This is a genomic window from Streptomyces violaceorubidus, from assembly GCF_000717995.1.
Classification (GTDB): Bacteria; Actinomycetota; Actinomycetes; order Streptomycetales; family Streptomycetaceae; genus Streptomyces; species Streptomyces violaceorubidus.
Genome location: NZ_JODM01000006.1, coordinates 76,692 through 101,716 on the forward strand (window position 1 = coordinate 76,692; position 25,025 = coordinate 101,716).

At 73.8% G+C, this 25,025-nt stretch carries 21 protein-coding genes; 9 read left to right on the forward strand and 12 right to left on the reverse strand.

The features are described from left to right. Positions 1 to 155: 155 nt before the first annotated feature. On the forward strand, positions 156 to 1,382 hold the full coding sequence (locus IE94_RS0111110; RefSeq protein WP_030181816.1) for an acyl-CoA dehydrogenase family protein: 1,227 nt from the start codon (positions 156 to 158) through the stop codon (positions 1,380 to 1,382). A 79-nt stretch (positions 1,383 to 1,461) separates the two neighbouring features. On the opposite strand, the gene IE94_RS0111115 is transcribed toward IE94_RS0111110, so the two are convergent. The 5 genes from IE94_RS0111115 to IE94_RS0111135 all read right to left on the reverse strand — a co-directional run bounded on the left by IE94_RS0111115 (position 1,462) and on the right by IE94_RS0111135 (position 6,639). Next, positions 1,462 to 1,698, reverse strand: coding sequence for a DUF6213 family protein (locus IE94_RS0111115; RefSeq protein ID WP_007388168.1), 237 nt, complete (start codon positions 1,696 to 1,698; stop codon positions 1,462 to 1,464). A 25-nt stretch (positions 1,699 to 1,723) separates the two neighbouring features. Next, positions 1,724 to 3,109 (reverse strand): NADP-dependent succinic semialdehyde dehydrogenase, encoded by a 1,386-nt coding sequence (locus IE94_RS0111120; RefSeq protein WP_030181819.1) that lies wholly within the window; start codon positions 3,107 to 3,109, stop codon positions 1,724 to 1,726. 104 nt (positions 3,110 to 3,213) lie between these two features. Then, a complete protein-coding gene (locus IE94_RS0111125; protein ID WP_030181822.1) occupies positions 3,214 to 3,675 on the reverse strand; it encodes an NUDIX hydrolase in 462 nt (153 codons plus the stop codon). Next, positions 3,672 to 5,210, reverse strand: a complete 1,539-nt coding sequence (locus IE94_RS0111130; RefSeq protein WP_030181827.1) for an ATP-dependent DNA ligase — start codon at positions 5,208 to 5,210, stop codon at positions 3,672 to 3,674. The genes IE94_RS0111125 and IE94_RS0111130 overlap by 4 nt, the downstream gene beginning before the upstream one ends. A 463-nt stretch (positions 5,211 to 5,673) precedes the next feature. Further along, on the reverse strand, positions 5,674 to 6,639 hold the full coding sequence (locus tag IE94_RS0111135) for an NAD(P)/FAD-dependent oxidoreductase (RefSeq protein ID WP_030181831.1): 966 nt from the start codon (positions 6,637 to 6,639) through the stop codon (positions 5,674 to 5,676). Between the two features lie 77 nt (positions 6,640 to 6,716). On the opposite strand from IE94_RS0111135, the gene IE94_RS0111140 reads away from it, so the two are divergent. The 6 genes from IE94_RS0111140 (at position 6,717) to IE94_RS0111165 (ending at position 11,994) form a co-directional block, all read left to right on the forward strand. Beyond that, a complete protein-coding gene (locus IE94_RS0111140) occupies positions 6,717 to 7,292 on the forward strand; it encodes a helix-turn-helix domain-containing protein (protein ID WP_030181834.1) in 576 nt (191 codons plus the stop codon). Positions 7,293 to 7,413: 121 nt separating this feature from the next. Continuing rightward, entirely contained in the window at positions 7,414 to 8,394 is a 981-nt protein-coding gene (locus IE94_RS0111145; RefSeq protein WP_030181837.1) for an NADPH:quinone oxidoreductase family protein, read from the forward strand. Next, positions 8,391 to 9,572: an acyl-CoA dehydrogenase gene (locus IE94_RS0111150; RefSeq protein WP_030181840.1), complete on the forward strand. Its 1,182-nt coding sequence runs from the start codon at positions 8,391 to 8,393 to the stop codon at positions 9,570 to 9,572. The genes IE94_RS0111145 and IE94_RS0111150 overlap by 4 nt, the downstream gene beginning before the upstream one ends. Beyond that, the gene (locus IE94_RS0111155; protein ID WP_030181842.1) at positions 9,569 to 10,657 is read left to right on the forward strand and encodes an acyl-CoA dehydrogenase family protein; all 1,089 of its coding nucleotides are present in this window, start codon (positions 9,569 to 9,571) and stop codon (positions 10,655 to 10,657) included. Before IE94_RS0111150 ends, IE94_RS0111155 begins: the two co-directional genes overlap by 4 nt. Positions 10,658 to 10,820: 163 nt before the next feature. Then, on the forward strand, positions 10,821 to 11,684 hold the full coding sequence (locus IE94_RS0111160) for a phosphatidylinositol-specific phospholipase C/glycerophosphodiester phosphodiesterase family protein (protein ID WP_030181844.1): 864 nt from the start codon (positions 10,821 to 10,823) through the stop codon (positions 11,682 to 11,684). A gap of 115 nt (positions 11,685 to 11,799) precedes the next feature. Continuing rightward, positions 11,800 to 11,994 (forward strand): hypothetical protein, encoded by a 195-nt coding sequence (locus IE94_RS0111165; protein ID WP_030181846.1) that lies wholly within the window; start codon positions 11,800 to 11,802, stop codon positions 11,992 to 11,994. Between the two features lie 58 nt (positions 11,995 to 12,052). On the opposite strand, the gene IE94_RS0111170 is transcribed toward IE94_RS0111165, so the two are convergent. Beyond that, positions 12,053 to 12,421: a DUF779 domain-containing protein gene (locus IE94_RS0111170; protein WP_030181849.1), complete on the reverse strand. Its 369-nt coding sequence runs from the start codon at positions 12,419 to 12,421 to the stop codon at positions 12,053 to 12,055. 137 nt (positions 12,422 to 12,558) lie between these two features. Between IE94_RS0111170 and IE94_RS0111175 the strand changes: the two genes are divergently transcribed. Then, the gene (locus IE94_RS0111175; RefSeq protein WP_030181852.1) at positions 12,559 to 13,032 is read left to right on the forward strand and encodes a MarR family winged helix-turn-helix transcriptional regulator; all 474 of its coding nucleotides are present in this window, start codon (positions 12,559 to 12,561) and stop codon (positions 13,030 to 13,032) included. 73 nt (positions 13,033 to 13,105) lie between these two features. After that, positions 13,106 to 14,707 carry an MFS transporter gene (locus IE94_RS0111180; protein ID WP_030181854.1) on the forward strand — a complete coding sequence of 534 codons (1,602 nt, stop codon included), beginning with the start codon at positions 13,106 to 13,108 and terminating at the stop codon, positions 14,705 to 14,707. Here IE94_RS0111180 and IE94_RS0111185 read toward each other — a convergent pair. The 6 genes from IE94_RS0111185 to IE94_RS0111210 form a co-directional block, all read right to left on the reverse strand. After that, positions 14,670 to 15,104: a luciferase domain-containing protein gene (locus IE94_RS0111185; RefSeq protein WP_030181857.1), complete on the reverse strand. Its 435-nt coding sequence runs from the start codon at positions 15,102 to 15,104 to the stop codon at positions 14,670 to 14,672. The two genes, IE94_RS0111180 and IE94_RS0111185, sit on opposite strands and share 38 nt — an antisense overlap. Positions 15,105 to 15,241: 137 nt before the next feature. Beyond that, positions 15,242 to 16,336, reverse strand: a complete 1,095-nt coding sequence (locus IE94_RS0111190) for a lytic polysaccharide monooxygenase (protein ID WP_030181860.1) — start codon at positions 16,334 to 16,336, stop codon at positions 15,242 to 15,244. Between the two features lie 200 nt (positions 16,337 to 16,536). Beyond that, positions 16,537 to 17,691, reverse strand: coding sequence for a glycoside hydrolase family 12 protein (locus IE94_RS0111195; protein ID WP_030181862.1), 1,155 nt, complete (start codon positions 17,689 to 17,691; stop codon positions 16,537 to 16,539). Between the two features lie 211 nt (positions 17,692 to 17,902). Further along, positions 17,903 to 18,928, reverse strand: a complete 1,026-nt coding sequence (locus tag IE94_RS0111200) for a LacI family DNA-binding transcriptional regulator (RefSeq protein ID WP_030181864.1) — start codon at positions 18,926 to 18,928, stop codon at positions 17,903 to 17,905. Between the two features lie 138 nt (positions 18,929 to 19,066). Continuing rightward, the gene (locus IE94_RS0111205; RefSeq protein ID WP_030181866.1) at positions 19,067 to 21,130 is read right to left on the reverse strand and encodes a hypothetical protein; all 2,064 of its coding nucleotides are present in this window, start codon (positions 21,128 to 21,130) and stop codon (positions 19,067 to 19,069) included. Continuing rightward, positions 21,127 to 25,023, reverse strand: a complete 3,897-nt coding sequence (locus IE94_RS0111210; RefSeq protein WP_037922339.1) for a vWA domain-containing protein — start codon at positions 25,021 to 25,023, stop codon at positions 21,127 to 21,129. The genes IE94_RS0111205 and IE94_RS0111210 overlap by 4 nt, the downstream gene beginning before the upstream one ends. Between the last annotated feature and the right edge of the window lie 2 nt (positions 25,024 to 25,025).

Genomic DNA, 25,025 nt, shown 5'->3' on the forward strand with positions numbered 1-25,025 from the left:
GTGCTGTTTCGGTGACGCCTGCGCAAACTAACACTCACTGGACGTGGGCCATCGAACGGGAGGGCGAGGGCGCCCGGGGAGTTGACTTTTCCTACCCATGGGTAACAGACTCGGTGTTACCGCAAGTAACACGCAGGGGCGTCACTGGAGGGGACATGGCCGAGTTCACCATGGAGCTGAGCGACGAACAGAAGGAGGTCCGGGACTGGCTGCACGGCTTCGCGGCCGACGTCATCCGCCCCGCGGCCGCCGAATGGGACGAGCGCGAGGAGACTCCCTGGCCGGTCATCCAGGAGGCCGCCAAGGTCGGCATCTACTCCCTGGACTTCTACGCCCAGCAGTACTTCGACCCCACCGGCCTCGGCATCCCCATGGCGATGGAGGAGCTGTTCTGGGGCGACGCGGGCATCGCCCTGTCGATCGTCGGCACGGGCCTGGCCGCCGTGGGCGTCCTCGCCAACGGCACCGAGGAGCAGATCGGCACCTGGATCCCGCAGATGTACGGCGACGCCAACGACGTCAAGGTCGCCGCCTTCTGCTCCTCCGAGCCCGACGCCGGCTCCGACGTCGCCTCCATGCGCACCCGGGCCGTCTACGACGAGGCCAAGGACGAGTGGGTGCTCAACGGCACCAAGACCTGGGCGACCAACGGCGGCATCGCCAACGTCCACGTGGTCGTCGCGGTCGTCGACCCGGACCTCGGCTCCAAGGGTCACGCCTCCTTCATCGTCCCGCCCGGCACGCAGGGGCTGTCCCAGGGCCAGAAGTTCAAGAAGCACGGCATCCGCGCCTCGCACACCGCCGAGGTCGTCCTCGACAACGTGCGCGTGCCCGGCTCCTGCCTGCTCGGCGGCAAGGAGAAGCTGGACGCCCGCCTGGCCCGCGCCCGGGAGAAGGCCAGGAAGGGCGGCGAGCGAGTGAAGAACGCGGCGATGGCCACCTTCGAGGCGTCCCGCCCGGCGGTCGGCGCGATGGCGGTCGGCACCGCCCGGGCCGCGTACGAGGTCGCGCTGGAGTACGCGCAGACCCGGGAGCAGTTCGGGCGCCCCATCATCGACAACCAGGGCGTCGCCTTCCAGCTCGCCGACATGCGGACGTCCATCGACGCGGCGCGGCTGCTGGTGTGGCGGGCCTCGTGGATGGCGATCAACGGCAAGCCGTTCACGGCGGCCGAGGGCTCGATGTCCAAGCTGTTCGCGAGTGAGACCGCGAAGAAGGTGACCGCCCAGGCGGTCCAGATCCTCGGCGGCAACGGCTACACGCGGGAGTACCCGGTGGAGCGGATGCACCGCGACTCCGCGATCTACACGATCTTCGAGGGGACGAGCGAGATCCAGCGGCTGGTGATCGCGCGGACGCTTGCCGGGATGCCCATTCGCTGAACGCCGTTTCGCAGTGGCGTGCACCGCCCGGTCGCCCGAGCGTGACGCGTACCGGCCTCGGCAACGGGGGCCGGCGCCGTCACGAGGAGCGCCCGCTGCTGTGCGCGATGCACGCCACGTCGATCCGGTCGGCCAGCTTGGCCAGCTCGATGGTGAGGGCCGCGACGGTGTCCTCGTCCAGGCTCTCCTCGCCGGTCTCCACGAGCCGCAGCCACCGTCCGCCGACCGTGCGCAGCAGCTTGCTCACGTCGGACGCGGCGACCTGGAGCGTGCCGCGGTCGTCGACGATCAGAGGCAGGGTCACTTCGCGGTTCACAAAGGGGATCGTAGTCGCGGAAGGCTCACGCCCCGTGCCATACGGTGGTGATGTTGCAGAACTCGCGGATTCCGTGCCTGGACAGCTCACGCCCGTAGCCCGACCGCTTGACCCCGCCGAACGGGAACGCCGGATGGGACGCCGTCATCCCGTTGACGTACACGCCGCCCGCCTCCAGATCGCGGACGAAACGGTCCACGTCGGCGTCGTCGCGCGTCCACACGTTGGAACTGAGCCCGAAGTCCGTGTCGTTGGCGATCAGCACCGCCTCGTCCAGGTCGGCCGCCCGGTAGAGCGTGGCGACCGGTCCGAAAGCCTCCTCGCGGTGGATGCGCATCTCGCGGGTGACGCCCGCCAGGACGGTCGGCGGGTAGTACCAGCCGGGCCCGTCCGGGCGTTCGCCGCCGCACAGCACGCTCGCGCCGCCGCGCACCGCGTCGTCGACCAGCTCCACCAGGTCGTTCAGGCCCTGCTCGCTGGAGAGGGGGCCGACCTCGGTCTCCTCCTCCATCGGATCGCCGACCCTCAGCGCCTTCATGCCCTCGGTGAAACGCTCGGCGAAGGCGTCGTAGACGTCCGTGTGCACGATGAACCGCTTGGCGGCGATGCAGGACTGCCCGGCGTTCTGCGTGCGCGCGGTCACCGCCACCTCGGCGGCGCGCTCGACGTCGGCGGACGGCATGACGACGAACGGGTCGCTGCCGCCCAGCTCCAGCACCGTCTTCTTGATCATCTCCCCGGCGGTGGAGGCCACCGCGCGGCCCGCGGGCTCGCTGCCGGTGAGGGTGGCGGCCCGCACCCGCTCGTCGCGCAGGACGTCGTCGACCTGGGCGGAGCCGATGAGCAGCGTCTGGAAACAGCCCTCGGGGAAACCCGCCCGCTGGAACAGGTCTTCCAGGTAGAGGGCGGTCTGCGGCACGTTCGAGGCGTGCTTGAGCAGCCCGACGTTGCCCGCCATCAGCGCCGGCGCCGCGAAGCGGATCACCTGCCAGAGCGGGAAGTTCCACGGCATCACCGCGAGCACCGGACCGAGCGGCCGGTAGCGGACCAGGGCCCGGGAGGCGCCGGAGTCCTTCACGTCGGCCTCGGCGGGCTCCTCGTCGGCCAGCAGCTCGGCGGCGTGGTCGGCGTACCAGCGCATCGCCCTGGCGCACTTGGCCGCCTCCGCGCGGGCCTGCTGCACCGGCTTGCCCATCTCCGTGGTGATGACCCTGCCGATCTCCCTCCGGTCGGCCTCCAGGAGGTCGGCGGCCCGGCGCATCAGTCCGGCCCGCTCGTAGAACCCGGTGGTCCGGTACGTGCGGAAGGTGGCCTCCGCGAGCTCGATCCGGCGCTCGATCTCCTCCTCGCCCATGGCCTCGTACGTCCTGAGCGTCTCGCCGTTCGCCGGGTTCACCGTCGCGATGGGCATGGCCGACCTCCCTGGTGCATTCGTGCTTCGACCTTGGCGTGCGGCGCGGGGTGCCGCAACGCGTACGGGTCGCGTCGTTCGTCGTGGTTCCTCGTGGCGTCTCGTCAGTGCGAGTGCTCAGCCAGCCGGTCGAGAAACGCGGACTGCGCCTTCACGATCACCTCGCGGGCGCGGTCCAGCGGGAACCACGCCACCCGGTCCAGCTCGGGGAACTCCTCGGTCCGCCCCGACCTGGGCGGCCACTCCATGCGGAAGGTGCCGGGGACGACCGCGGCCGGATCGAGGTCCGCCGCGACGGCCCAGACCGTGACGACCTTCCCGCCCGCCTGCCGCACCTCGCCGAGCGGGACCGCCTCGCCCCCGGGCGGCGGCAGCCCCAGCTCCTCCTCGAACTCGCGCCGGGCCGCCTCCCACGCCGGTTCCGAGGGGTCGTACTCGCCCTTGGGCACGGTCCAGGCACCGGCGTCCCGTCGGGTGTAGAACGGGCCGCCCATATGGCCGAGGAGCACCTGGAGCTCCCCGTCCGGTCCGTGCCGGTGCAGCAGCAGGCCCGCGCTGCGCCTCACGGGGCCACCCCGGGGTGGGCGGCGAGCAGGGTGTCCACCGTGTCGGCGTCCTCGGGGCGCTTGTCCTCGCGGTAGCGGACCACGCGGGCGAAGCGGAGGGTGACGCCGGCCGGGTAGCGGGTGGAGCGCTGGAGGCCGTCGTAGGCGATCTCGACGACGAGCTCGGGCCGGACGGTCACGCCCCAGCCGTGCTCCTCGACGGCCAGCTCCCCGAGGCGCTCGGTCTGCCAGGTCAGCAGCGCGTCGGTCATGCCCTTGAAGGTCTTGCCGAGCATCGCGAAGGAGCCGTCGGCGGTGCGGGCGCCGAGGTGGAGGTTGGAGAGCTTCCCGGTGCGGCGGCCGTGTCCCCACTCGGCGGCCAGCACCACCAGGTCGAGCGTGTGGACGGGCTTGACCTTCAGCCAGGACGCGCCGCGCCGTCCCGCGCTGTAGGCGGCGTCGAGCCCCTTGACCACGACGCCCTCGTGCCCGCGCTCCAGCGTCCGGGCCAGGAACTCCTCCGCGGCCCCGGTCTCCTCGGGACCGCGCACCAGCGTGCGCCGCACCCGCAGGGGCTCGGGGACCAGCCGGGCCAGCTCCGCGTGCCGTTCGGTCAGCGGCAGGTCGAGCAGGTCGTGGCCGTCGACGGAGAGTGCGTCGAAGAAGACCGCCGAGACCGGGACCGCCCGCGCGGCCGTGGCCACGTCGGTGCGGGAGCCGACCCGGCCGGCGGTCTCCTGGAAGGAACGGGGGCGCCCCTCGGCGTCGAGGGAGATCGCCTCGCCGTCCAGGATGAACCGCTCGCCGGGCAGCGCCAGGGCCGCCTCGGTGACCTCGGGGAGCCGGTCGGTGATGTCGTCCAGGGTGCGGGTGTAGACCCGCACGGTGCGGCCGTCCCGGTGCACCTGGACGCGGATGCCGTCCAGCTTCTCCTCCACGGCCGCGGCGCCCAGCTTGCCGACCGCCTCGGCGACCGAGGACGCGCTGTGCGCCAGCATCGGCAGCACGGGCCGCCCGACGGTCAGGCGGAACCGGCCCAGCGCGCCGGGTCCGTCGGCCAGCAGGGCCTCGGCCACCGTCTGGAGCGACCCCGCGAGCATCACCGCGCGCCGTACGTCCGCCGGGGGCGCGTCCGTCGCCGCGGCCAGGCCCTCGACGGCGGCGGCGTCCAGGGCGCCCTGGCGGACCTCCCCGGTGAGCAGCCCGATCAGGAAGCGCTGCTCGTCCTCCGTGGCGGCGCCCATCAGCTCGCCGACCAGCCGGGCCCGCTCGGCCTGCGAACCGGCGCCCGAGACCGCGCCGAGACGGGTCAGCCGGGCGTCCACGTCCCGCACGGTCAGGGTCGGGGCGTCGGCCGGCGGGACCCGGCGGCTCAGCACCTTCCAGCCGACGCCGATCCGGCCCTGCGGGAGCCGTCCCGCCAGGTACGGGATGACGACGGGCACGTCCGCCGCCTCCGCCTCGCGGAACAACTCCGCGAGCAGGACGGTCTTCCGGGACCGCGCCGACGTGGCCGCGACCTCCCGGGACACCTGGGCCAACCGGGCAAGCAGCATGCAGTCATGGTGCACCGCGGAGGGCGGGCGCACACCCCCGCACGACCGAGCCCACCGGCGTACGCCCCCGCCGCGAGGGAGCAGGGCAAGCCACCACGCGCCGGGGGGCCGGGCCGTATCTCCCGTGTGGCGGGGCCGGGTCGCGCTCGCGCTTCGCGCTGCGGGCCGGGGCCGGGCACCTGCGGAGGGTGGGCGCACATCTCTGCACGGTCGAGCCCCACCGGCGTACGCCCTCGCCGCGTGGGGGCGGGGGGATGCCATCACGCGCCGGGGGTTCGGGCCGTATCTCCCGTGTGGCGGGGCCGGGTCGCGCTCCGGGGCCGGGGCCGGGGCCGGGGCCGGGCACACTCCCGTGTTGCGGGGCCACCGCGCTTTGTGGCGTGGGCCCGCCTCCGCCTCGCGTTGCGGGGTCTGCCCTCGCCGTGCTCCGACGCCTGCCGCCACGCCGGGCTCCCTGGCCTCCCTACTCCGCGACGGCAGAGTCCAGGCTCGACATGATCAGGTCGCCGACGACCGCCGCCGCGGCGCGGTAGCCGCCGCTCGCCGCGTGGACGACCTGCTCGGCGAAGCCCATCGCGTTGCCGGCGGTCCACACGCCCGGGACGCTGGTCCGGCCCGTCGGGTCCACCACGGGGTAGGCGCCGAACGGTGTCTCCCGCAGCTCCGCCCCCAGCCGCTCCATCAGCCCGGTCTGCGGGACCGCCTTCGGGGCGACGAACACCACCGTGCGCTCGTGCGCCGTGCCGTCCGCCAGCCGCACGCCGGTGAGCCGGTCGTCCTCCACCCGCAGGGCGGCGACCTCGCCGGGCACCACCTCGACCCCGGCCGCGGCGAGCCGCCGCAGGTCGTCGTCGGACAGCTCCCGCTCGGCGACCGTGTGCAGGAAGAGCGTCACGTCGGCCGACCAGCCGGACACCATCAGGGCCTGGTGCACGCTGAGCGGGCTGGTGGCCAGGACGCCGAAGCGCTCGTCCCGCACCTCCCAGCCGTGGCAGAACGGGCAGTGCAGCACGTCCCGGCCGTACCGCTCGGCGACGCCGGGCACGTCCGGCAGCTCGTCCCTGAGCCCGGTGGTCACGATCAGCCGCCGGGCGCGCACGGTCCGCCCTCCGGCCAGCCGTACCGCGAAGTCCTCGTCCCGGGCCACGTCCACGACACGGTCGTGGACCAGCTCCACCCCGTAGCGCGCGACCTCCTCCCGGCCGAGGGCCAGGAACTCGGCGGGGGACATGCCGTCCCGGGTGAGGTAGCCCTGCATGTGGTCCGAGGGGGCGTTGCGCGGCTCACCGGCGTCGACCAACAGGGCGCGCAGCCGCGAGCGGCCCAGGACCAGCGCGGCGGACAGCCCCGCCGCACCGCCGCCGACCACCACCACGTCGTAGGTGCCGGCCAGGTCCTCGTTCCGGGTGAAGTCCTTGTTCTGGGTCATGGTGACCACCTCCACGGAGAAGGTCGCTCGCACACCCCGGTATTGACAAACATGTTTGCCGGAACTGCAATAAACGCATGACGACCGCAGACGATGTCCTCGCCGGTGTCGGGCCGAGGCTCCGCCAGCTGCGCAAGGAGCGCGAGGTGACCCTGGCGGCGCTGTCCGAGTCCACCGGTATCTCGGTGAGCACCCTGTCGCGGCTCGAGTCGGGCCTGCGCAGGCCGAGCCTCGAACTGCTGCTGCCGATCGCCCAGGCCCACCAGGTGCCGCTGGACGAACTGGTCGGTGCCCCGCCGGTGGGCGATCCCCGGGTGCGCGCCAAGCCCATCGTCCGGCACGGCCGCACCCACTGGCCGCTCACCCGCCAGGCGGGCGGCCTCCAGGCGTTCAAGGTGCTGGAGCCCCGGCGCAGGGAGGAGCCGGACCCGCGCACCCACGAGGGGTACGAGTGGCTCTACGTGCTGTCCGGCCGGCTGCGGCTCGTGCTCGGCGAGCACGACGTGGTGCTGTCGGCGGGCGAGGCCGCCGAGTTCGACACCCGGGTGCCGCACTGGTTCGGGTCGACGGGGGAGGGCCCTGCCGAGTTCCTCAGCCTCTTCGGCCCGCAGGGCGAACGGATGCACGTACGGGCGCGGCCCACGCAGGGGTGAGTCCCCGGGCCGTCCCGGTCCGGTCCCCGTGATCCGGCTCCCGACCCTGTTCCCTGATCTGCAAGCGACCGCTTAGTATGCGGAGGATCCGGTAGGACGACACAGTCGGTGGAGGCCCCGCATGCAGGCATGGCAGGTGCACGAGAACGGCGAGCCGGGCGAGGTGATGCGCCTCGCGGACGTGCCGCCGCCGACGCCGGGCGAGGGGCAGGTCCTGCTGAGGGTCCGCGCCGCCAACATCAACTTCCCGGACGCCCTGCTGTGCCGGGGCCAGTACCAGGTCCGGCCGCCGCTGCCGTTCACGCCGGGCGTGGAGATCTGCGGCCAGACCGAGGACGGGCGCCGCGTCATCGCCAACCCCGCGCTGCCGCACGGCGGCTTCGCCGAGTACGCCCTCGCGGACGAGCGCGCCCTGCTGCCCGCGCCGGACGCCCTGGACGACGCCGAGGCAGCGGCCCTGCACATCGGATACCAGACCGGCTGGTTCGGCCTGCACCGCCGCGCCCGGCTGGAGGCCGGCGAGACCCTGCTCGTCCACGCCGCCGCGGGCGGTGTCGGGAGCGCCGCCGTACAGCTCGGCAAGGCGGCCGGTGCCACCGTCGTCGGCGTCGTCGGCGGCCCGGGCAAGGCGGCAGTCGCCCGCGAGCTGGGCTGCGACGTGGTCGTCGACCGGCACGCCGAGGACGTCGTGGCCGCCGTGAAGGAGGCCACCGGAGGGCGGGGCGCCGACGTGATCTACGACCCGGTCGGCGGCCAGGCCTACGCGCAGTCCGCCAAGACCGTCGCCTTCGAGGGCCGGATCGTCGTCGTCGGCTTCGCGAGCGGCACGATCCCGAACCCCGCCCTCAACCACGCCCTGGTGAAGAACTACGCGATCCTCGGCCTGCACTGGGGCCTGTACAACACCAAGAACCCCGAGCTGGTCCGGCACTGCCACGAACAGCTCACCGAGCTGGCCGCACGGGGCGTCGTCAAGCCGCTGGTGAGCGAGCGGGCGACGCTCGGCGGGGCGGCGGACGCCGTCCAGCGCGTCGCCGACGGCAGGACGACCGGCCGGGTGGCCGTCGTACCGGAGAACCTGGACAAGGGAGCCACCGCATGACCGACGCAGCGGAACTGCGCCGCCGTACCCGTGAGTTGCTGGCCGCCCATCCGCCGGCGACCACCGAACGCCTGGACTTCCTGCGGGCCCGCTTCGACGCCGGACTCGCCTGGGTCCACTACCCGCAGGGACTCGGCGGACTCGGTGCCCCGCGCGCCCTCCAGGCTGTCGTGGACGCCGAGCTGGCGGCCGAGAGCGCCCCCGACAACGACCCCCGGCGCATCGGCATCGGCCTCGGCATGGCCGCCCCGACCATCCTCCAGTACGGCACCGAGGAGCAGAAGCGCCGGCTGCTGCGCCCGCTGTGGACCGGTGAGGAGGTCTGGTGCCAGCTCTTCAGCGAGCCGGGCGCCGGGTCCGACCTGGCGGCCCTCGGCACCCGGGCGGTGCGTTCCGGCGACGACTGGGTCGTCAACGGGCAGAAGGTGTGGACCTCCAGCGCGCACCTCGCCCGCTGGGCCATCCTCATCGCCCGCACCGACCCGGACGTGCCCAAGCACCGCGGCATCACCTACTTCGTGTGCGACATGACCGACCCCGGCGTCGAGGTGCGGCCGCTGCGCCAGATCACCGGCGAGGCCGAGTTCAACGAGGTGTTCCTCACCGACGTCCGGATCCCCGACTCCCGCCGCCTCGGCGAGGTCGGCGACGGCTGGCGGGTCGCGCAGACCACGCTGAACAACGAACGCGTGGCCATCGGCGGCACCCCGATCCCCCGCGAGGGCGGCATGATCGGCAAGATCGCCGCGACCTGGCGCGAGCGCCCCGAACTGCGCACCCACGACCTGCACCAGCGGCTGCTCGGCCTGTGGGTCGAGGCCGAGGTCGCCCGTCTCACCGGTGTGCGCCTGCGTCAGCAACTGGCGGCCGGTCAGCCCGGCCCCGAGGGCGCCGGCATGAAACTGAACTTCGCCCGGCTCAACCAGGAGATCAGCGGCCTGGAGGTCGAACTCCTCGGCGAGGAGGGCCTGCTCTACGACGACTGGACCATGCGCCGCCCCGAGCTCGTCGACTTCACCGGCCGCGACGCCGGATACCGCTACCTGCGGTCCAAGGGCAACAGCATCGAGGGCGGGACCAGCGAGGTCCTGCTGAACATCGTCGCCGAGCGCGTCCTGGGCCTGCCCGCCGAGCCGCGCACCGACAAGGACGTCGCATGGAAGGACCTCGCCCGATGAGCGCACAGCCGGAACCCGCTCTGCTCCACTCGGAGGAGGAAGAGGCGCTGCGCGCCGCCGTCCGGGACCTGCTCACCGACCACTGCGACCCGGCGGGCGTCCTCACCCGCACCGAGACGGCCGCGCCGCACGACGTGTCGCTGTGGAAGGCCCTCGCCGACTCCATGGGTCTCGCGGGCCTGCTGATCCCGGAGGAACTGGGCGGTCAGGGCGCGACCCACCGCGAAGCCGCCGTGGTCGTGGAGGAACTGGGCCGGGCGGTCGCACCCGTCCCGTACCTGACGAGTGCCGTCGTCGCCACCGAGGCGCTGCTGGCCTGCGGGGCCGACGAGTTGCTCGGCGAACTGGCGTCCGCCAGGACCGTCGCCGTGCTCGCCGTCGGGCTGCACGTCGCACCGGGCGGCGCCGTCCCGGGCGTGCGGCTGGAGAACGGGGCCCTGCACGGTGAGCTCACGGGCATCGCGGACGCCTCCGTCGCCGACGTGCTGCTGGTGCCCGGCGACGACGGGGACCTGTACGCGGTCCGTGCCGCCGACGCGACGGTGACTCCCCACGTCTCCCTCGACCTCACCCGGCCGCTGGCGCGGGTGACCCTCGACGGCGCCCCGGGGCGATGCCTCGGTGCCGCGGAGCCCGCCGTCCGCCGGGCCCTGCGGGCCGGTGCCGGGCTGCTCGCGTCCGAGCAACTGGGCCTCGCCGACTGGCTGCTGACCGAGACGGTCCGCTACCTCAAGGAACGCAAGCAGTTCAACCGCCAGGTCGGCGGCTTCCAGGCGCTCAAGCACCGGCTCGCCCGGCTGTGGCTCGAGGTGGCGGGCCTGCGCGCCGCCGCCCGGAGCGCGGCCGACGCCCTGGCGAGCGGTGCGGACACCGACGTGGCGGTGGCCGTGGCCCAGGCGTACGCGGCCCGGGTCGCCGTCCATGCCGCCGAGGAGGCGCTGCAACTGCACGGCGGCATCGGCATGACCTGGGAACACCCGGTCCACCTGTACCTCAAGCGGGCCAAGGCCGACTCGATCGCCTACGGCGCGGCGGGGGCCCACCGCGCGGCGCTGGCCGACCTGGTCGACCTGCGCGCTCCCTGACGGCACCGGCACCCGCACGCGGGCGCGGCGGGACCGGGAACCGCGCCGGCGAAGTGAACGACCGGCGGCGGTCCGGCCAACTCCCCGCACGGCTCTGCTCCCTGAGGCCCACGGGACCCCATACTCACAGGCGTCCCGTACGGCACCTCCAGGGAGGCAGAGCATGGCCCTCACCACCCGACGCAGAGCCCTCACCACCCTCGGCGCCGCCCTCGCGGGCGCGGTCGCCCTGCCCGCCGGCACCGCGCTGGCCTCCGAAGGCAGGCACGGACCGCGCCCGCTGTGGCGTGCGCACGCCCACAACGACTACGAGCACCCGCGCCCCCTCCTCGACGCCCTCGACCACCGCTTCGGCAGCGTCGAGGCCGACATCTACCTGGTCGGCGGCCAACTCCTGGTCGCCCACGACCCCGAGGACCTCGATCCGTCCCGCACTCTGGAGGCGCTCTACCTCGACCCGCTCGCCGCCCGTGTCCGCGCGGGCCACGGCCGGGTCTACCGAGGGGACCGCGGCTCCCTGCAACTCCTGATCGACATCAAGACCGAGGGCGAGGCGACGTACCTCGAACTCGACCGCCGACTGCGCCGCTACCAGCACATGTTCACCTCCTACGCCCGCGGGCGGGTCTTTCCGGGCGCGGTCACCGCGGTGGTCTCCGGCGACCGCGCCGCCCGTGCGCCCATGGAGGCCCAGCGCACCCGCCGGGCCTTCTACGACGGCCGTCTCACCGACCTCGGCACCGCCGCGCCCGCCTCGTTCGTCCCGCTGATCAGCGACAACTGGACGCTCAACTTCACCTGGCAGGGCGTGGGCGCCTTCCCGGAGGCCGAGCGGCGCAGACTGCGGGACATCGTGGGCGCGGCCCACGCCCGCGGGCAGCGGGTGCGCTTCTGGGCCACGCCCGACGAGGCGGGGCCCGCCCGGGACGCCGTGTGGGCCGAGCTGCGCGCCGCCGGTGTCGACCACCTCAACACCGACGACCTCGCGGGCCTCGAAACGTTCCTCGACGCTCACCGGGGCGCGTAGGGCAGCGCCGGGACACCACTCGTTCGGAGGACAGGTCAGCCGCCCGGACGAACCCTCCGCTACGCCACACTTACGGCCGAACGCCGCGAAGTGGACGTGGCGGAGGAGGTTGACGATGGCCGTTTCCATCTCTGTGGTGCTCTTGCTGTCCATCCTGGCAGTGCTCTTCCTGCGCAACGGCGGGCTGAAGGTCTCGCACGCGCTGGTGTGCCTGCTGCTCGGCTTCTACCTGGCGAGCACGAGCATCGCCCCGACCATCAACAGCGGGCTGACCGCGACGGCGGACATCGTGAGCAGCCTCAGACCGTAGGGCGGCGCCTTTCGCGGCCTCGCCGTCTCCAGGCGGCTCCGGGCGGCTCTGGGCGGCTCTAGGCGTCGATCACATGGGAGCGGATGAGGAAGCGCACCCCCTCGGGTGCCTCCAGTGAGAAGCCGCTGCCCCGGCCCGGGACGACGTCCACCGTCAGCCGGGTGTGCCGCCACAGCCCGTACTGGCTGCGCGACATCCAGAACTCCACCGGCTCCTCCACGCCGTCGACGGTCAGCTCGCCGAGCAGCACGTCCGAGGCGCCGGTGCGGAACTCGCCGACCGGGTAGCACATGGGGGAGCTGCCGTCGCAGCAGCCGCCGGACTGGTGGAACATCAGCGGGCCGTGCGCCTCGCGCAGCCGCCGCAGCAGTACGGACGCCTCGGGGGTCAGCTCGACGCGCGGGGTCTCCTCGTATGTGTCGCCCATGCCGTGCATGCCATCACGGCGAAGGTTGCGAGTGCGTTGCGTGGGGCCGGGACCGGGGCCGGGGCCGAGGCCGGGGCCCGCGCGTATGACGGTTATCTCTTTTGACATACCTATCCCGGCATATCTATTGTTGGCGGGTGACCGCCTCCAGCACCCCTCGCCGGGACACCGACCGCGTGGCCTCCGGGCTCGCGGCGTGCCTCCCCGCGCTGCACAGGGCGCTGGACCGACAGGTCGCCGCCCGGTACCCGCACCCCAAGCCCCCCGAGGGCCAGCTCGCCCTGCTGCGGTTCGTCGCGCAGCACGAGGGCGCCACGGTGCGCGAGGCCGCCGAGGCCCTGCTGATGAAGCCGAACAACGTCAGTGCCCTGGTCTCCCAGCTCACCGAGCAGGGCGACCTGGAGCGCCGGCGGGACAGCGCCGACAAGCGGGTCGCCCACCTCCACCTCACGGCCACGGCCCGTGAGCGCGTGTCCGAGGTGCGGGAACTGGAGACCGCGTTCATCCGCGACGCCCTGGCCTCCCTCACCGAGGGGCAGCAGGGCGCGCTCGGCTCCGCCCTGGACGCCCTCGACGCGTTGGCGCGGCACCTCCACCCCGGCGCCCGCTGACACACGTACCAGCCCTCCGGGCGCGCCGTTCCCTTCCCGCACCACCCTGAAATCCGGAAGAGAAGACCTCTCCATGCCCTCCACGTCCGTGGATCACTCCGTCATGCCCGCGGCCGAGACCGCGCCCGTCCCACCGCAGACCGGCCGCCTGCGCTCCAACCCGTGGCTGACCCTCCTCGCCGTCGCGTTCGGCCTGTTCATGGTCCAGCTCGACGGGTCCGTCGTCGCCATCGCCAACCCCGAGATCGGCAGCGACCTGCACGCGTCCACCGCCCAGCTCCAGTGGGTGACCAACGCCTACCTGCTCGCCCTCGCCGCCACCCTCATCCTGGGCGGCAAGCTCGGCGACCGCTTCGGCCGCCGCACCTACTACCTGATCGGTGTCGCCGGCTTCACCCTCGCCTCCGTCGCCATCGGGCTGTCCGGTTCGATCGAGGGAGTCGTCGCCTTCCGCGCCCTCCAGGGTGCCTTCGGCGGACTGCTCATGCCCAACACCCTCGGGCTGCTCCGCTCCGTCTTCCCGCCCAGGAAGTTCGGCATGGCCGTCGGCATCTGGGCCATGGTCTCCGCCGTCGCCACGGCACTCGGGCCCATCGTCGGCGGCCTCCTCGTCGAGCACGTCGACTGGGAGTCCGTCTTCTACGTCAACGCCCCCATCGGTGCCCTCGCCATCGTCTTCGGTGCCCTCGTCCTCCCCGAGAGCCGCAACGCCGCGGGCGGCGAGCGCTTCGACATACCGGGCCTCGTCCTGCTCGCCCTCGGCCTCCTCGCCGTCGTCTTCGGCGTCGTCAAGGGCGAGACCTGGGGCTGGACCTCCGCCGGCACCCTCGGCGCCGTCGCCGCCGGCCTCGTGCTGCTGGTCGTGTTCGGCCGGTACGAGACCCGCGTGGAGCACCCGCTGCTGCCGATGCGCCTGTTCCGCAGCCGCGCGCTGACCGTCGGCGCGGCCATCACCGCGCTGAACTTCTTCGTGATGCTCGGCGTGATCTTCTTCGTCATGCTGTACCTGCAGAACGTGCGCGGCTTCACGCCGGTCGAGGCGGGCGTGCGGACGCTCCCGCTCAGCCTCGCCTCGCTGGTCGCCTCGCCCCTGGGCGCGGCCCTGACCCAGCGTTTCGGGCCCCGGCTGACCATGCCGCTGGGCATGCTGCTCCAGGCGGCCTCCTGCTTCGGCATGCTCACCTGGCAGACCGACTCCGCCTACGCCACGATGTGGCCGCCGTTCATCGCGCTCGGCCTCGGCGTCGGCATGGTGATGTCCGCCTCCTCCGACGCCATCGTGGGCAACGCCCCCGTGCGCGACGGCGGTGTGGCGGGAGGTCTCCAGGCGACGACCCTGCAGATCGGCGGCGCGCTCGGCACCTCCGTGCTGGTCTCCCTGATCAGCGCCAAGGTGGGCAGCACCCTCACCGGTGAACTGACCGGCGCCGGAGTGCCCCCGGCCATGGCGGGCGGTCTTCAGGAGGCCGAGGACGCCGTGGCGATGGGCGTGGCGCCCGTCACCGGCGACATGCCGGCCACGCTGCGGGCCGCCGTGATGGAGGGCAGCGGGCAGGCGTTCATGAACGGGGTCCACCTGGCCGTCGTCGTCACCGGCGCCCTGTGCGTGCTCGGCGCGGCCGTCGCTGCGGCCGGGCTCAGGCATCCCCGGCGGCTGCGCGCGGAAGCACCGTGACCCGGCGGAAGTTGCACCCCGGGGACCCCGAAGGGCCCGGGGGCCCCGAGCGGCCCGAGGGGCTCGGTGCGAGGTCGGTCGGGGGCCGGGACTGATGGGCCTTGAGCGCGATGCTCACCAGGCTCAGCAGCAGGTCGACGTCCGCGTCGCAGTCCAGGTGCACGGTCACCCAACGGGAGCCGGGCACCAGACGGATGGCGGTGGAACCGCCGAGGTCGTACTGGAAGCGCTGGATGGCCCGGTGGGTGAGGTGGAGGTCCACGTCCCGGTCCGAGTGGAAGTGGACGATCTCGTCGCGGACGGAGCACAGGGCCCGTCCGGTTCCGCAACTGGCCGGACCCGCCGAGAGGTCGGGCCAGGCTTGCAGCCGCTCAAAGGCGCGCTGGGCCGGAGTCATGGCCCTATCGTCGCCCGATCACCGCTTCGCAACCAGAGGTTGAGCGATTCTTAACCGGCACGTGAGGTCGGCGGGAAGCCTTCGGGGCTCCCGCCGACCGTGTCCCGACGCGTGTCGGGCGTGTGTGAGGGCGTGGGTCAGGGCGTCACACAGCCGATCGAGCCGACCGGGAAGTCATTGCCCGTCGACGTGGCGGTGAAGCCGAAGGTCACGCTCCCGTCCGGTGGTACGACGCGGTTGTGGTCCACGTTCCGGACCGTGACCGTACTGTCGGAACCGCGGGACACCGATCCGTTCCACACCCCGCCGAGCGTGGTCCCGCTGCCCGGTTTCCACTGCACGGCCCAGCCGTTCAGCGGCTCGGTGCCGTGGTTCATCACCTCGACCGAGCCCTGGAAGCCACCGCTCCAGGAGTTCGCCACGGAGTACACCGCCATGCAGTCACCGGTGTGCGTGGGCGGGGTGGTCGGGTCCGTCGGGGTCGGGGTCGGGTCCGGGCCCGGGGTGCTGCCGGAACCGCGGATGCCGGTGACCTCTCCGTTGCCGCCGTCGAAGACGACGTCCGAGCAGGAGAAGAAGTTCTCCTGGCTGTCCGAACGCACCCACTGCATGAAGATCAGCGCGTCGCCCGAGCGGCCCGAGGGCAGCGCCAGGTTCCAGTAGTAGTGGCCCCCGTCGGTGCCCGGTGAGCCCTGCTGGGGCGGGTTGGTCACCGTCTGGATCAGCTCCAGGTCGTCCCAGCCCAGCTCGGAGGTGGGCGACCAGCCCGGCTTGGTCAGGTACACCCGGAAGTCACCCGGGTGGGCCGCCCAGTTGCTGTACTGCACCGGGATCGTCGCCCCCGACGTCAGGTGCGTGCGGGGCCAGTCCGAGCGGGCGGCGTTGTAGGCGGAGAAGTCGTACGGGGACCGGTCGCCGGCGCTGCACAGGGTGCCGTCCGGCACGTAACCGGCGCCGCGGCCGCCCGCGTTGGAGTCCAGTACGGCGAACCAGTTGTACAGGGCCGTCGCGCCGCTCCGGTCGAGCGCGGACCGACAGGCCGGGTTGGTCGGGTCGAGGGCGCCGGTGCCGGTCTTGGCGTCCAGTTGGCACAGATAGGTGCGGGAGCCGGGCATCATCGCCACGCCGTGCGCCTCGGCCCGCCCCTGCCCGAGCCACAGGGTCACGCCGAGCGAGCCGAGCAGGGTGGCCAGTACCGCCGCGAGGGAGAGGAGTCTGGTGCGTCGAACCATAGGGGTCTCCTGGTTCCGGTTCGTGGGTGAACTTTCTTGGGTGAACTGGCGAGTGATCCGTTCATGGCAAGGTCGGGTGGGGGGTCGGGGTGGGGGAGCGGATTGGAACCCCCGCCCGTCCGGGGCGGGCGCTTCGACCGGACGGGCGGGGAGACGGTGGGGCGGGAACTGTGGGGCGGGAGAGTGTGGGCCGGGGGGCGTCACATCGTGGTGCAGGCGGTGTCGTTCAGACGGAAGCCGGTCGGCTCGGTGAACGCTCCGCCGTAGGTGCCCTGGAAGCCGAACGACAGGCTGCCGCCGGGGGCGATCCGGGCGTTGTGGCTCGCGCCGGTCGCCGTGACGGCGCCCGAGGTCGGCGTCACGGACGCGTTCCAGGCGTTGGTGATCCGCTGGCCGGAGGGCAGGGTGAAGGCGAGCCGCCAGCCGTCCACCGGGGCCGTGCCGGTGTTGGTGACGGTGACGTCCGCGGTGAAACCGCCCTGCCAGACGTTCGTGCCGTACGACACCGCACACGCCGTCGCGCCACCCGGGCCGCCGGGGTCGGGGTCCTCGCCGCCCGGGGTGCCGCCGGTCTCGACGGTGGACGAGAAGGAGTTGACGGCCAGTCCGGCGCCGTTCTGCCAGGGTTCGAACCCGGCCTGGACGCTCGTCAGGTACCAGTCCTCCCCGGCGAGTCCGCGCGCGACCGTTGCCCGGACGAAGTCCATGACGTCGAAGCTCCAGCCGGTGATCGCCGACGGAGCCACGAACGACAGCACGTCGTTGGAGCCGTTGCCGCCGCTCCAGACCTCCCAGGTCCGTCCGCCGACCGTGGCCGTGCCCACCGGGGATCCGATGGGCTGGATCGGTCCCACCCGGTTGAACCAGATCATGATCTCGGTCCGGTTGACCCCGTCGGTCCGGGCCGTCGGGTCCAGCCAGATGTCGTACGAGGCGTTGTAGACGGCGCCGTCGACGAAGCCGTACGAGATGCTGGAGGGCGCCCGGGAGACGGTGTCGAGCCGGGCCGGGAGGTTGGTGCCCGGCGAACAGGTGGTGTAGTGGCAGCCGTTGAAGACCGACGGGTACGACTTGGGCGCCCCGTTGGTCGGCACCGATCCGTCGGCCTGTGTCACCCGGAAGCCGGTGTCGGTGGCGGTGACGCACTGGGTGGCGCTGGAACCCCAGCGGTTGTTCTGGACGACGTACCGTCCCTGGATCGTCGTCGTCCCGAACGGTTCGCAGAGGGTGGTGTCCGCCTGGGCCGGCGCCGCGGCGGTCACGAGGGACGCGACGAGGGTGAAGATCGCCAAGACCGCGCCCAGGGCGCCTAAGAGGCCGCGAGGGGTGCGGGCTTGGGGCCGTAGCGTTCGCATGGAGGTCTCTCCGGGAGGGGTGGGGGGAAGGAGGGGCCGGTGCGGGAGCGCTCCCAACTCCCCACTGATGGGAGCGCTCCCACTTACCGGTTGATGGGGACTGTAGGAGCGGTTCATGTTCCTGACAAGACTGTGCGCGCCAGAGTCGTCGAAGAGATTTCGAAGCCGCAGGTGAGAGGGGCCGCCGGGGGCGCTCCCGGCGGCCGGTCGCTCAGGCGGAGTCCCTGAGCACCAGTTCGGTACGGAGGATGACGTGCCGCCAGGCGACGGCGGAGTCCGCCATCTCCTCCCGCAGCAGCCGCACCATCGTGCGGCCGATCTCCTCCAGCGGCTGACGGACCGTCGTCAGCGGCGGGTCCGTGGGACGGGCCGGGTGGAAGTCGTCGAAACCGATCACGGCGACCTCCTGCGGCACCCGTCGGCCCGCGGCGCGCAACGCGTTGAGCGCCCCGGCGGCCAGCGTGTCCGAGGCGGCGAAGACCGCGTCCAGGTCCGGGTGCCGGGCGAGCAACTCGGCCATCGCCCGCTGCCCGCTCTCCTCCGTGAAGTCGCCCCCCTCGACGACCAGCGAATCCGCGGCCGGCACGCCCGCCCGTTCCAGGGCCTCCCGGTATCCGCGCAGGCGGCACTGGGCGACGTACATGTCGAGCGGACCGCTGATCGCCCCGATCGTGCCGCGGCCGGAGTCCAGCAGATGCGCGACCGCGCCGCGCGCACCGCCCGCGTTGTCGGCGTCTACGTAGGTGACGCTCTCCTCGCCGGAACGCCGCCCCAGCATGACGGTGGGCAGCCCCGTCCTGGCGAGCATGTCCGGCAGCGGGTCCTCGGCGTGCACGGACATCAGCAGCACCCCGTCGACCCGGCCGCCGCGCGCGTACTCCACGAAGCGCCGCCGTTCGGTGTCCGTGCGGACCAGGGTGAGCAGCAGCTGCAAGGGGGTGTCGGTGAGGGCGTCGCCGACGGCGTGGACGATCTCGGTGAAGAACGGCTCTCCGAACAGCCGCCAGTCCGGCTCCGTCATCACCAGCGCGACGGCGTCCGCACGGTGCCCCGCCAGGGAACGGGCCGCCAGATTCGGCACGTACCCCAGCTCGGCGATGGCCCGCTGTACGGCGCGGCGCGTCGAGTCCCGCACGCCGGTCGCGTTGTTGATCACCCTTGAGACGGTGCCTCGGCCCACGCCTGCGAGGGCGGCCACCTCCTCCAGCGTCGGCGTACCCGGACGCTGCCTGCTCATGTCGGCCCGCCTTCCCCCACGAGATCATCCGATACTACGGTGAGCGGCCCGGGCTCGGCGGGGTGATCGGGAGGGTGCGGCCGGCCGAGCGGCCCGTCCCCGGCGATCTCCGGGACGGCGAGTCACCGGGACGGCGAGTCACCGGGAGGCGAGGCCGGGGGGATCCGCACCCCACGCGGCGGCGCACAGGGCGCGGTCGACCTCCTCCGTGTAGACGGCCGCGCCGAGCCATGCCGTGGCGAAGCGCCCGATGTTGGCCGGGAGCAGGCGGCCGAAGGGGTCGCGCGTCCGTTCCGCGGCCGTGGCGTGCAGCGCGGTGAGCAGCTCACCGGCGGTGCCGAGACCGTGCCGACGCAGGAGGGCGGCCTCGGAGTGCCTGCTTCCGGGGAAGGCGAGCACGCGGCGGCCACCGGACGCGGCCTGGTGGACCCGGCGCCGCAGCAGATGCACGGGAGCCTCGTCGGCGTCGGTCGCGGGGTGAACGGTCGGCACGGACCGGGGGCCGTCCGGGGGGACGGGGCTGCCCGGGGTGGCCGGGGGGACAGAGCTGCCCGGGGTGGCCGGGGTCACTGGGGTTGCCGGGGTGGCCGGGGTCGCTGGGGTGTCCGACCTCCGTTCCGTGGGCAGGTCCGCGCGGCGGAGCCGGTCGAGACCGAGGTCGACGTGCGCGGCCGGATCGGTGGGACGGCTCGCCGCCAGCAGCAGGGCACGGGGGAGCGGAGCAGGCGTGAGCCGGGCTATCACGCGCAGGCGGGCTCCCCGCCCGGAGGCGAGGAGGGCGAGGAGGCGGAGGTTCTCACGGTGGGGCAATGCGGGGTCGTCGTGCGCGGCGGCGAGCCGGACGGTCAGGCCGTCGCAGTCGGCGAGCAGGCACTCGCCCGCCGCCTCGCGGACCGTGCCGATGAGCGTGACGTCGAGGAACAGCAGGTCCTGGCCGTCCCTACCGCCTTCGCCGTCCCGGCGGTCCCGGCCTCCCCCCGCGGTCCGTTCGCCGGTGTCCTGGGTGTTGCCGGTGTGGTGGGTCCCGTGGGTCCCGTCGTTGTCCTTCGCTTTCGGTGCGTCCAGGTCACCCGCCAGTGCCCGGGAGATCTGCTCGGCGACCGGCACCGACCACAGACGGTCGAGTGGCTCGGCGTGCCACGAGACGCCGGGCGCGCGCACGGCCCGCACACCTGCCCCCGCTCCCAGACGGCCCGTGGGGGAGACCGTCGACCCGGACACCGCGAGCCCGGCGCGGGAGAGCTCACGCGGGGTCAGGGAGGTGTCGCCGATGCGCACGGCACGGTCCGCCGAGCCCGTGGCCCGCTCGGCGCCGCCCGGGGCCACGTCCGGGACCGTATAGAGCCGCCCCGCGGCATCGGCGGTCCAGGTGACGGTGCCCGCGTAGCCGGTCGTCGTGAGGACCGGCTCGGCGAAGAGCCCGTACAGGCGCAGGGATCCGTCCGGCGTGTACGGTCGGCGTACCGTGCCGCGCAGCCCGGCGAGTTCAGGCCCGGTGGCCATCGGCAGCCGGTGTGCGAGGACCAGGACGTCACGCAGGGCGGCGGTCAGGTCGCCCAGACGGTGGGCGGGGTCGTGGTCACGGGCCGCGCGCAACGCCGTGACGACCGCGACGGCACGGCCCGCCGCGCGCGGGAGACCGGCCAGTCGGGCGGTGTGCGCCGCCCGCAGCAACTCCGCCTGAAGTACGGCCCCGGCTCCTTCCACGCCTGCTTCCAGCACGGCTGCCGCAGCCTCGTGCAGGGCGGCCGCGGCCGTGCACTGGGCGGGGGTGGCCGATTCGTGAACGGGATCGTCGGCGGTGACGGGAGCCGGAGCGGGAAGTACGGCCGAGGCCGATACCGATGTCGATACCTGGGGCGATTCCCGCTGCGGTTCCGTGGGCTGCGGCTCACCGACCGCCGGGTCCGCGGGCTCGGCGACCGGGGCCGCCGATGCCGCGGCGGCCCGGTGCAGGCAGTCGGGTGCGAGCAGGCACCCGCAGCGGATCGCCCCGGCACTCGTCACGACTCCGCCGGGCGCGTGCAGTTCGAGGTCGGTGTCGTCGTCGACCGCGATGCGTACGATGTCGCCGTCCCGGACCACGGGCCGCCCCGCGACCTTGGCGACCCCCGCGTCCAGCCGTTTGCGCAGCCTGGGTGTGAGCGCCGCGACGAGCTGGGCGGTCACCGAGGGACTGACCGGCGGAAGGTGCGGGCTCATGCGATCTTCTCCCCTACCCAGCGGGCGAGTTCGAGTGGACTGAGCGCGGCGACCGGCATGCCCGCGGCGACGAGCTGCGCCGCCACCCCGATGGCATAACGCGGGCGGCCCGCGTCGTCCAGGCTCGCGCAGCCCAGCAGGTGGCAACCGGCCCCGACCAGTGCGCGGACTTCGGCGAGCAGCCCGCCCAGCGGATAGCCCTCCTCGAAGTCGCTGACGACGACCACGAGGGTGCGGGACGGCACGGTGACGAGCTCGCGGGCGTGCCGCAGTCCCGCGGCGATGTGGGTGCCGCCGCCCACGCTGACCTCCAGCAGCAGGGACAGCGGATCGTCGACGTGGTCGGTGAGGTCCATGACCTGGGTGGAGAAGGCCAGGAAGTGTGTGGACAACGTGGGCACGCCCGCCAGCACCGATGCGGTGAGGGCCGCCCAGACCGTGGACGCCTCCATGGAACCCGACACGTCCGTCACCAGGATCAGCCGCCAGTCGGCGGACCTCCTGGCCCGGGTGCGGAAGACGGGGTGCTCCGGGACGACCCGGACGCCGCCGTCCGGACCGCGGTACGCCGAGGCGAGGTTGGCCCGCAGCGTGCGGGGCAGATCGAGACCACCGCCCGGCCGGCGGCTGGGACGCGGCACGACGCCGCCGTGCAGCGCGGGGCGCAACCGGGTGGCCAACTCCCGGGTGAGTGCCTCGACCAGTCGCCGCACGAGCGGCCGGAGCGCGGCCAACCGTGCCTCGGGCAGGCCCCCCGCATGCCGCAGCACGGTGCGCAGCAGGTCGACGGAGGGCCGCACGCTCTCCGCGTCGAGTTCGGCCAGGACGTCCGGGCGGCCCGACGCGGCCGCCGCCGCCAGGACCTCCTCGCGGATGCCTGGTCCGAACAGCGCCGCCAGATCCTCCGACCACTCACGCGCACTCGGATACGAGGGCTCCCGGCCGCCGCCGAATCCGGACCTGCCCGGCCCGGTCAGGTCACCCCGGCTGCCCTCGCCCCGACCGCTGCCGTACAGCTCGTCCAACGCGGTGGCCGGCGCGGTCGCCGCCGGAGACAGTCGCTCGGTACGGCGCCCCAGCAGGAGTCGCCAGCGGTCGGACGGGGTCAGATGGTCATCCTCGGCCATGAGGAAGGGGCCGACGGCGGGCTTGGCCGTGCCGTCGGGCCTGTCGTCCCGGCCGGCTTCGCCGGGTGCATGTGGCTCACCGGCCTCGCTGGGTCCAACGGCCTCGCTGGGGCCCGTGGTCCTGGTCCTGCTGGGCTCACCGGTCTTGCTGAGCTCGTGGTGGGGGATGTGGGGCTGCTGGGCCTCGACGGGATGGCGGGGCGGCCGCGCGGGGAGGGCCGGAGGCAGCAGCCGGAGCCCGCCGAGGGTGGCCCGCGCCATGAGGTCCGCGCGGGTCCACAGCGCGAGCGCGGCGGGATCCACCCCGCCCGTTTCGCCCGGCCGGTCGGCGTCCAGACGCTCCTCGACGACGGACAGGAGACGGTCGCGGGCGGCCGGGCTGAGTGTGTCGAAACCGCCCCGCAGGGCCGGCAACCGGTCCAGGAACTCCCGGTCGCCCAGCTCCGACACCCGGTCGAGGAGCGGATCGAGCGCCGGGGCCGCCGACTCCAGCAGCGGACCCGCGGCCGTCAGCAGCCCCGTGAGCCGGGCGGTGAGCGCGGAGCGGGAAGCGCGGTCGCCGGCCGCGTCGACCCAGGAGGCGACGCGTTCGCCGAGTACGTCGGGATCCTCGTGTCCGAGGAGCACCCGGACGGCTCCGGCGGCGCCGCGCATCAGGGGCGAGCCCTCGTGGGCCAACCGGGCCAGCGCGTCGGTCAGCCGGACGCCGCCGAGCACGTCCGCGCGATGGGCTAGCTCCAGCAGGGCGTGCGCGTCCGCCGGGTCCTCGGCACCGCTGAGCCCGTCCACCTGGCGCACCGCCGCGGCGGTGAGGAGCTCGGCCACGGCAGTGGCCCGGAGGGCACGGTCCGCGTCGGCACCCAGCCCCGGGACGTGCCCCGCCCGCAACCGGTCCAGGAGGCCCAGCCCGCTGAGGAGTTCGGGCAGGGTGGCGGCACCCGGCAGGACGTCGGCGGTCTCCGCGAGCCGTGCGTCCGCCAGGTCCGGCAGACCGCACTCGGCCGCCTGCCGGAGTCCGTCCAGGGTCTGTGCGGCGGTGGGACCGCCCTCGTCCCGCTCCGCCCGCCACCGCTCGCGCAGTACCCCCTCTGCGGCCTGCGCGGGCGTGACACCGTGCACGCCGACCGCGGACAGCATCGCCTCGGTGGCCGGAGTCCAGCGCGCCTCCCACCGTGTCGTCAACGTCTCGGCACCGCCCGCGCCGACGGCGTCCCGCGCCTCGGCGTACGGCACGCCGCACACCGTCAGGCGGCGGAGCAACAGGTCGCGTGCGCGGTCGAGGTCGGACCGCAGGGGGTCGAGCCGCAGCTCCCGCGTGCTCGTGGCCGAGCCCGGGCCGGGCAGCCCCAGAGCGGTCAGCTCGTCCTCGACCGCGGGAGCGAGGCCGCTGCGCGGCGCGCCCGGAGCGGGGTGGCCGCTGCGGGTGCCGACGAGGACCTGTTCCATCGCCCGGGCGACGGCCCGTCCCCGGCCGTACGGCTCACCCTGCGCGAGTACGGTCTGCACCGCCTCGACCAACTCTCCCCGGCCTGCCGCCGGCAGCCCGCGCAGCCGTGCCAGGTCCGAGGCCAACCGCACGATCTCGCGCGCGTCGGCGGGCCCCGACGGGTGCCCGAGCCCGCGCAGCGCCGCACACACCCGTACGGCCGTCTGCGTCAGCGCCTCCTCCAGCGCGCCCGGATCACCGGCCGCCCGCACCACCAGATGCTGCCACTCCGGGTCCCGGATACCCGCCGGGTAGCCGGACCGCTCGTCCAGGAGGGCGTACGTGTACGGGATGAGGGAGGTGGTCCAGGCGGGCCGGTCGTCGGGGCCGGCGGGCTCGCCGGGGCCATCCCGCCCGGGGCCGTCCGCGGTGACCGGGGAGACCAGCGCCGGAGCGTGGAACGCGCCGACGACCAGGGCCGCCCGCGAACCGTCCGCGGTGGCGGCGGCCAGGCCGGAGCGCATCCACGCCTCACGCCGCAGATCCAGGTGGGTTACGCCGCCGGAGGCGAGGGCCTCCTCGCGCAGCGCCCAGCCGGTCAGGAGCGCGGCGCGGCGCAACGACTCCGGCCCGGACCCCGGAGCCGCAGCCTCGACGAGGCGGTCCCACAGATCCTCGCCGGGACGCCCGGTGAGCCGCGCCCGCAGAGCCGCGCCGAGCCCGGCACGGTCCGAACGGCCCGAAGAACCCGAACGGTCCGGCTCCGGCGCGGCAGGTTCCGCGACGGACGTGGGTGCGGTGGGTGAGCTGGGTGGTGTGGGTGGTGTGGGTGGTGGGGGTGGGGTGGACGCGCTGGGCGCGGTGGGTGCTCCCGGGCGCCTCCCCTCCCGCCACGCCCGGTCGGCCAACGGCAGGTCGCAGGCGATGACCGGAACGCCCCGCCGGGCGGCCCAGCGCACGGCGGCCAGCTCCGGGGAGAAGTCGGCGAACGGATAGAAGGCAGTCCCCGCCCCCACCTCCCGGCTGGCCGCGGCCAGCGCGACCGGCGCCCGTGTCTCCTCGTGGCCCAGCCAGGGAAGCCAGTCCTGCATCTCGGCGGGCAGCTCGACCAGCAGGACCTCCGGAGCGGCCCGGTCGAGGAGCGCGGGCACGGCCGCTGCCAGGGACGGCGCGTGATGCCGTACGCCGATGAGGAAGGGCACCCCGGGACCGGTGAGCGCCGCTACCGCCTCCTCCGCGGACAGGAGCGAGGGCGGGGAGGGAAAGGGCGGGGAGGGAAAGGACGGGGAGGGAAAGGGCGAGGGGGAGACGGCGTCGGGGGAGGACGGGGAGGGGGACACGG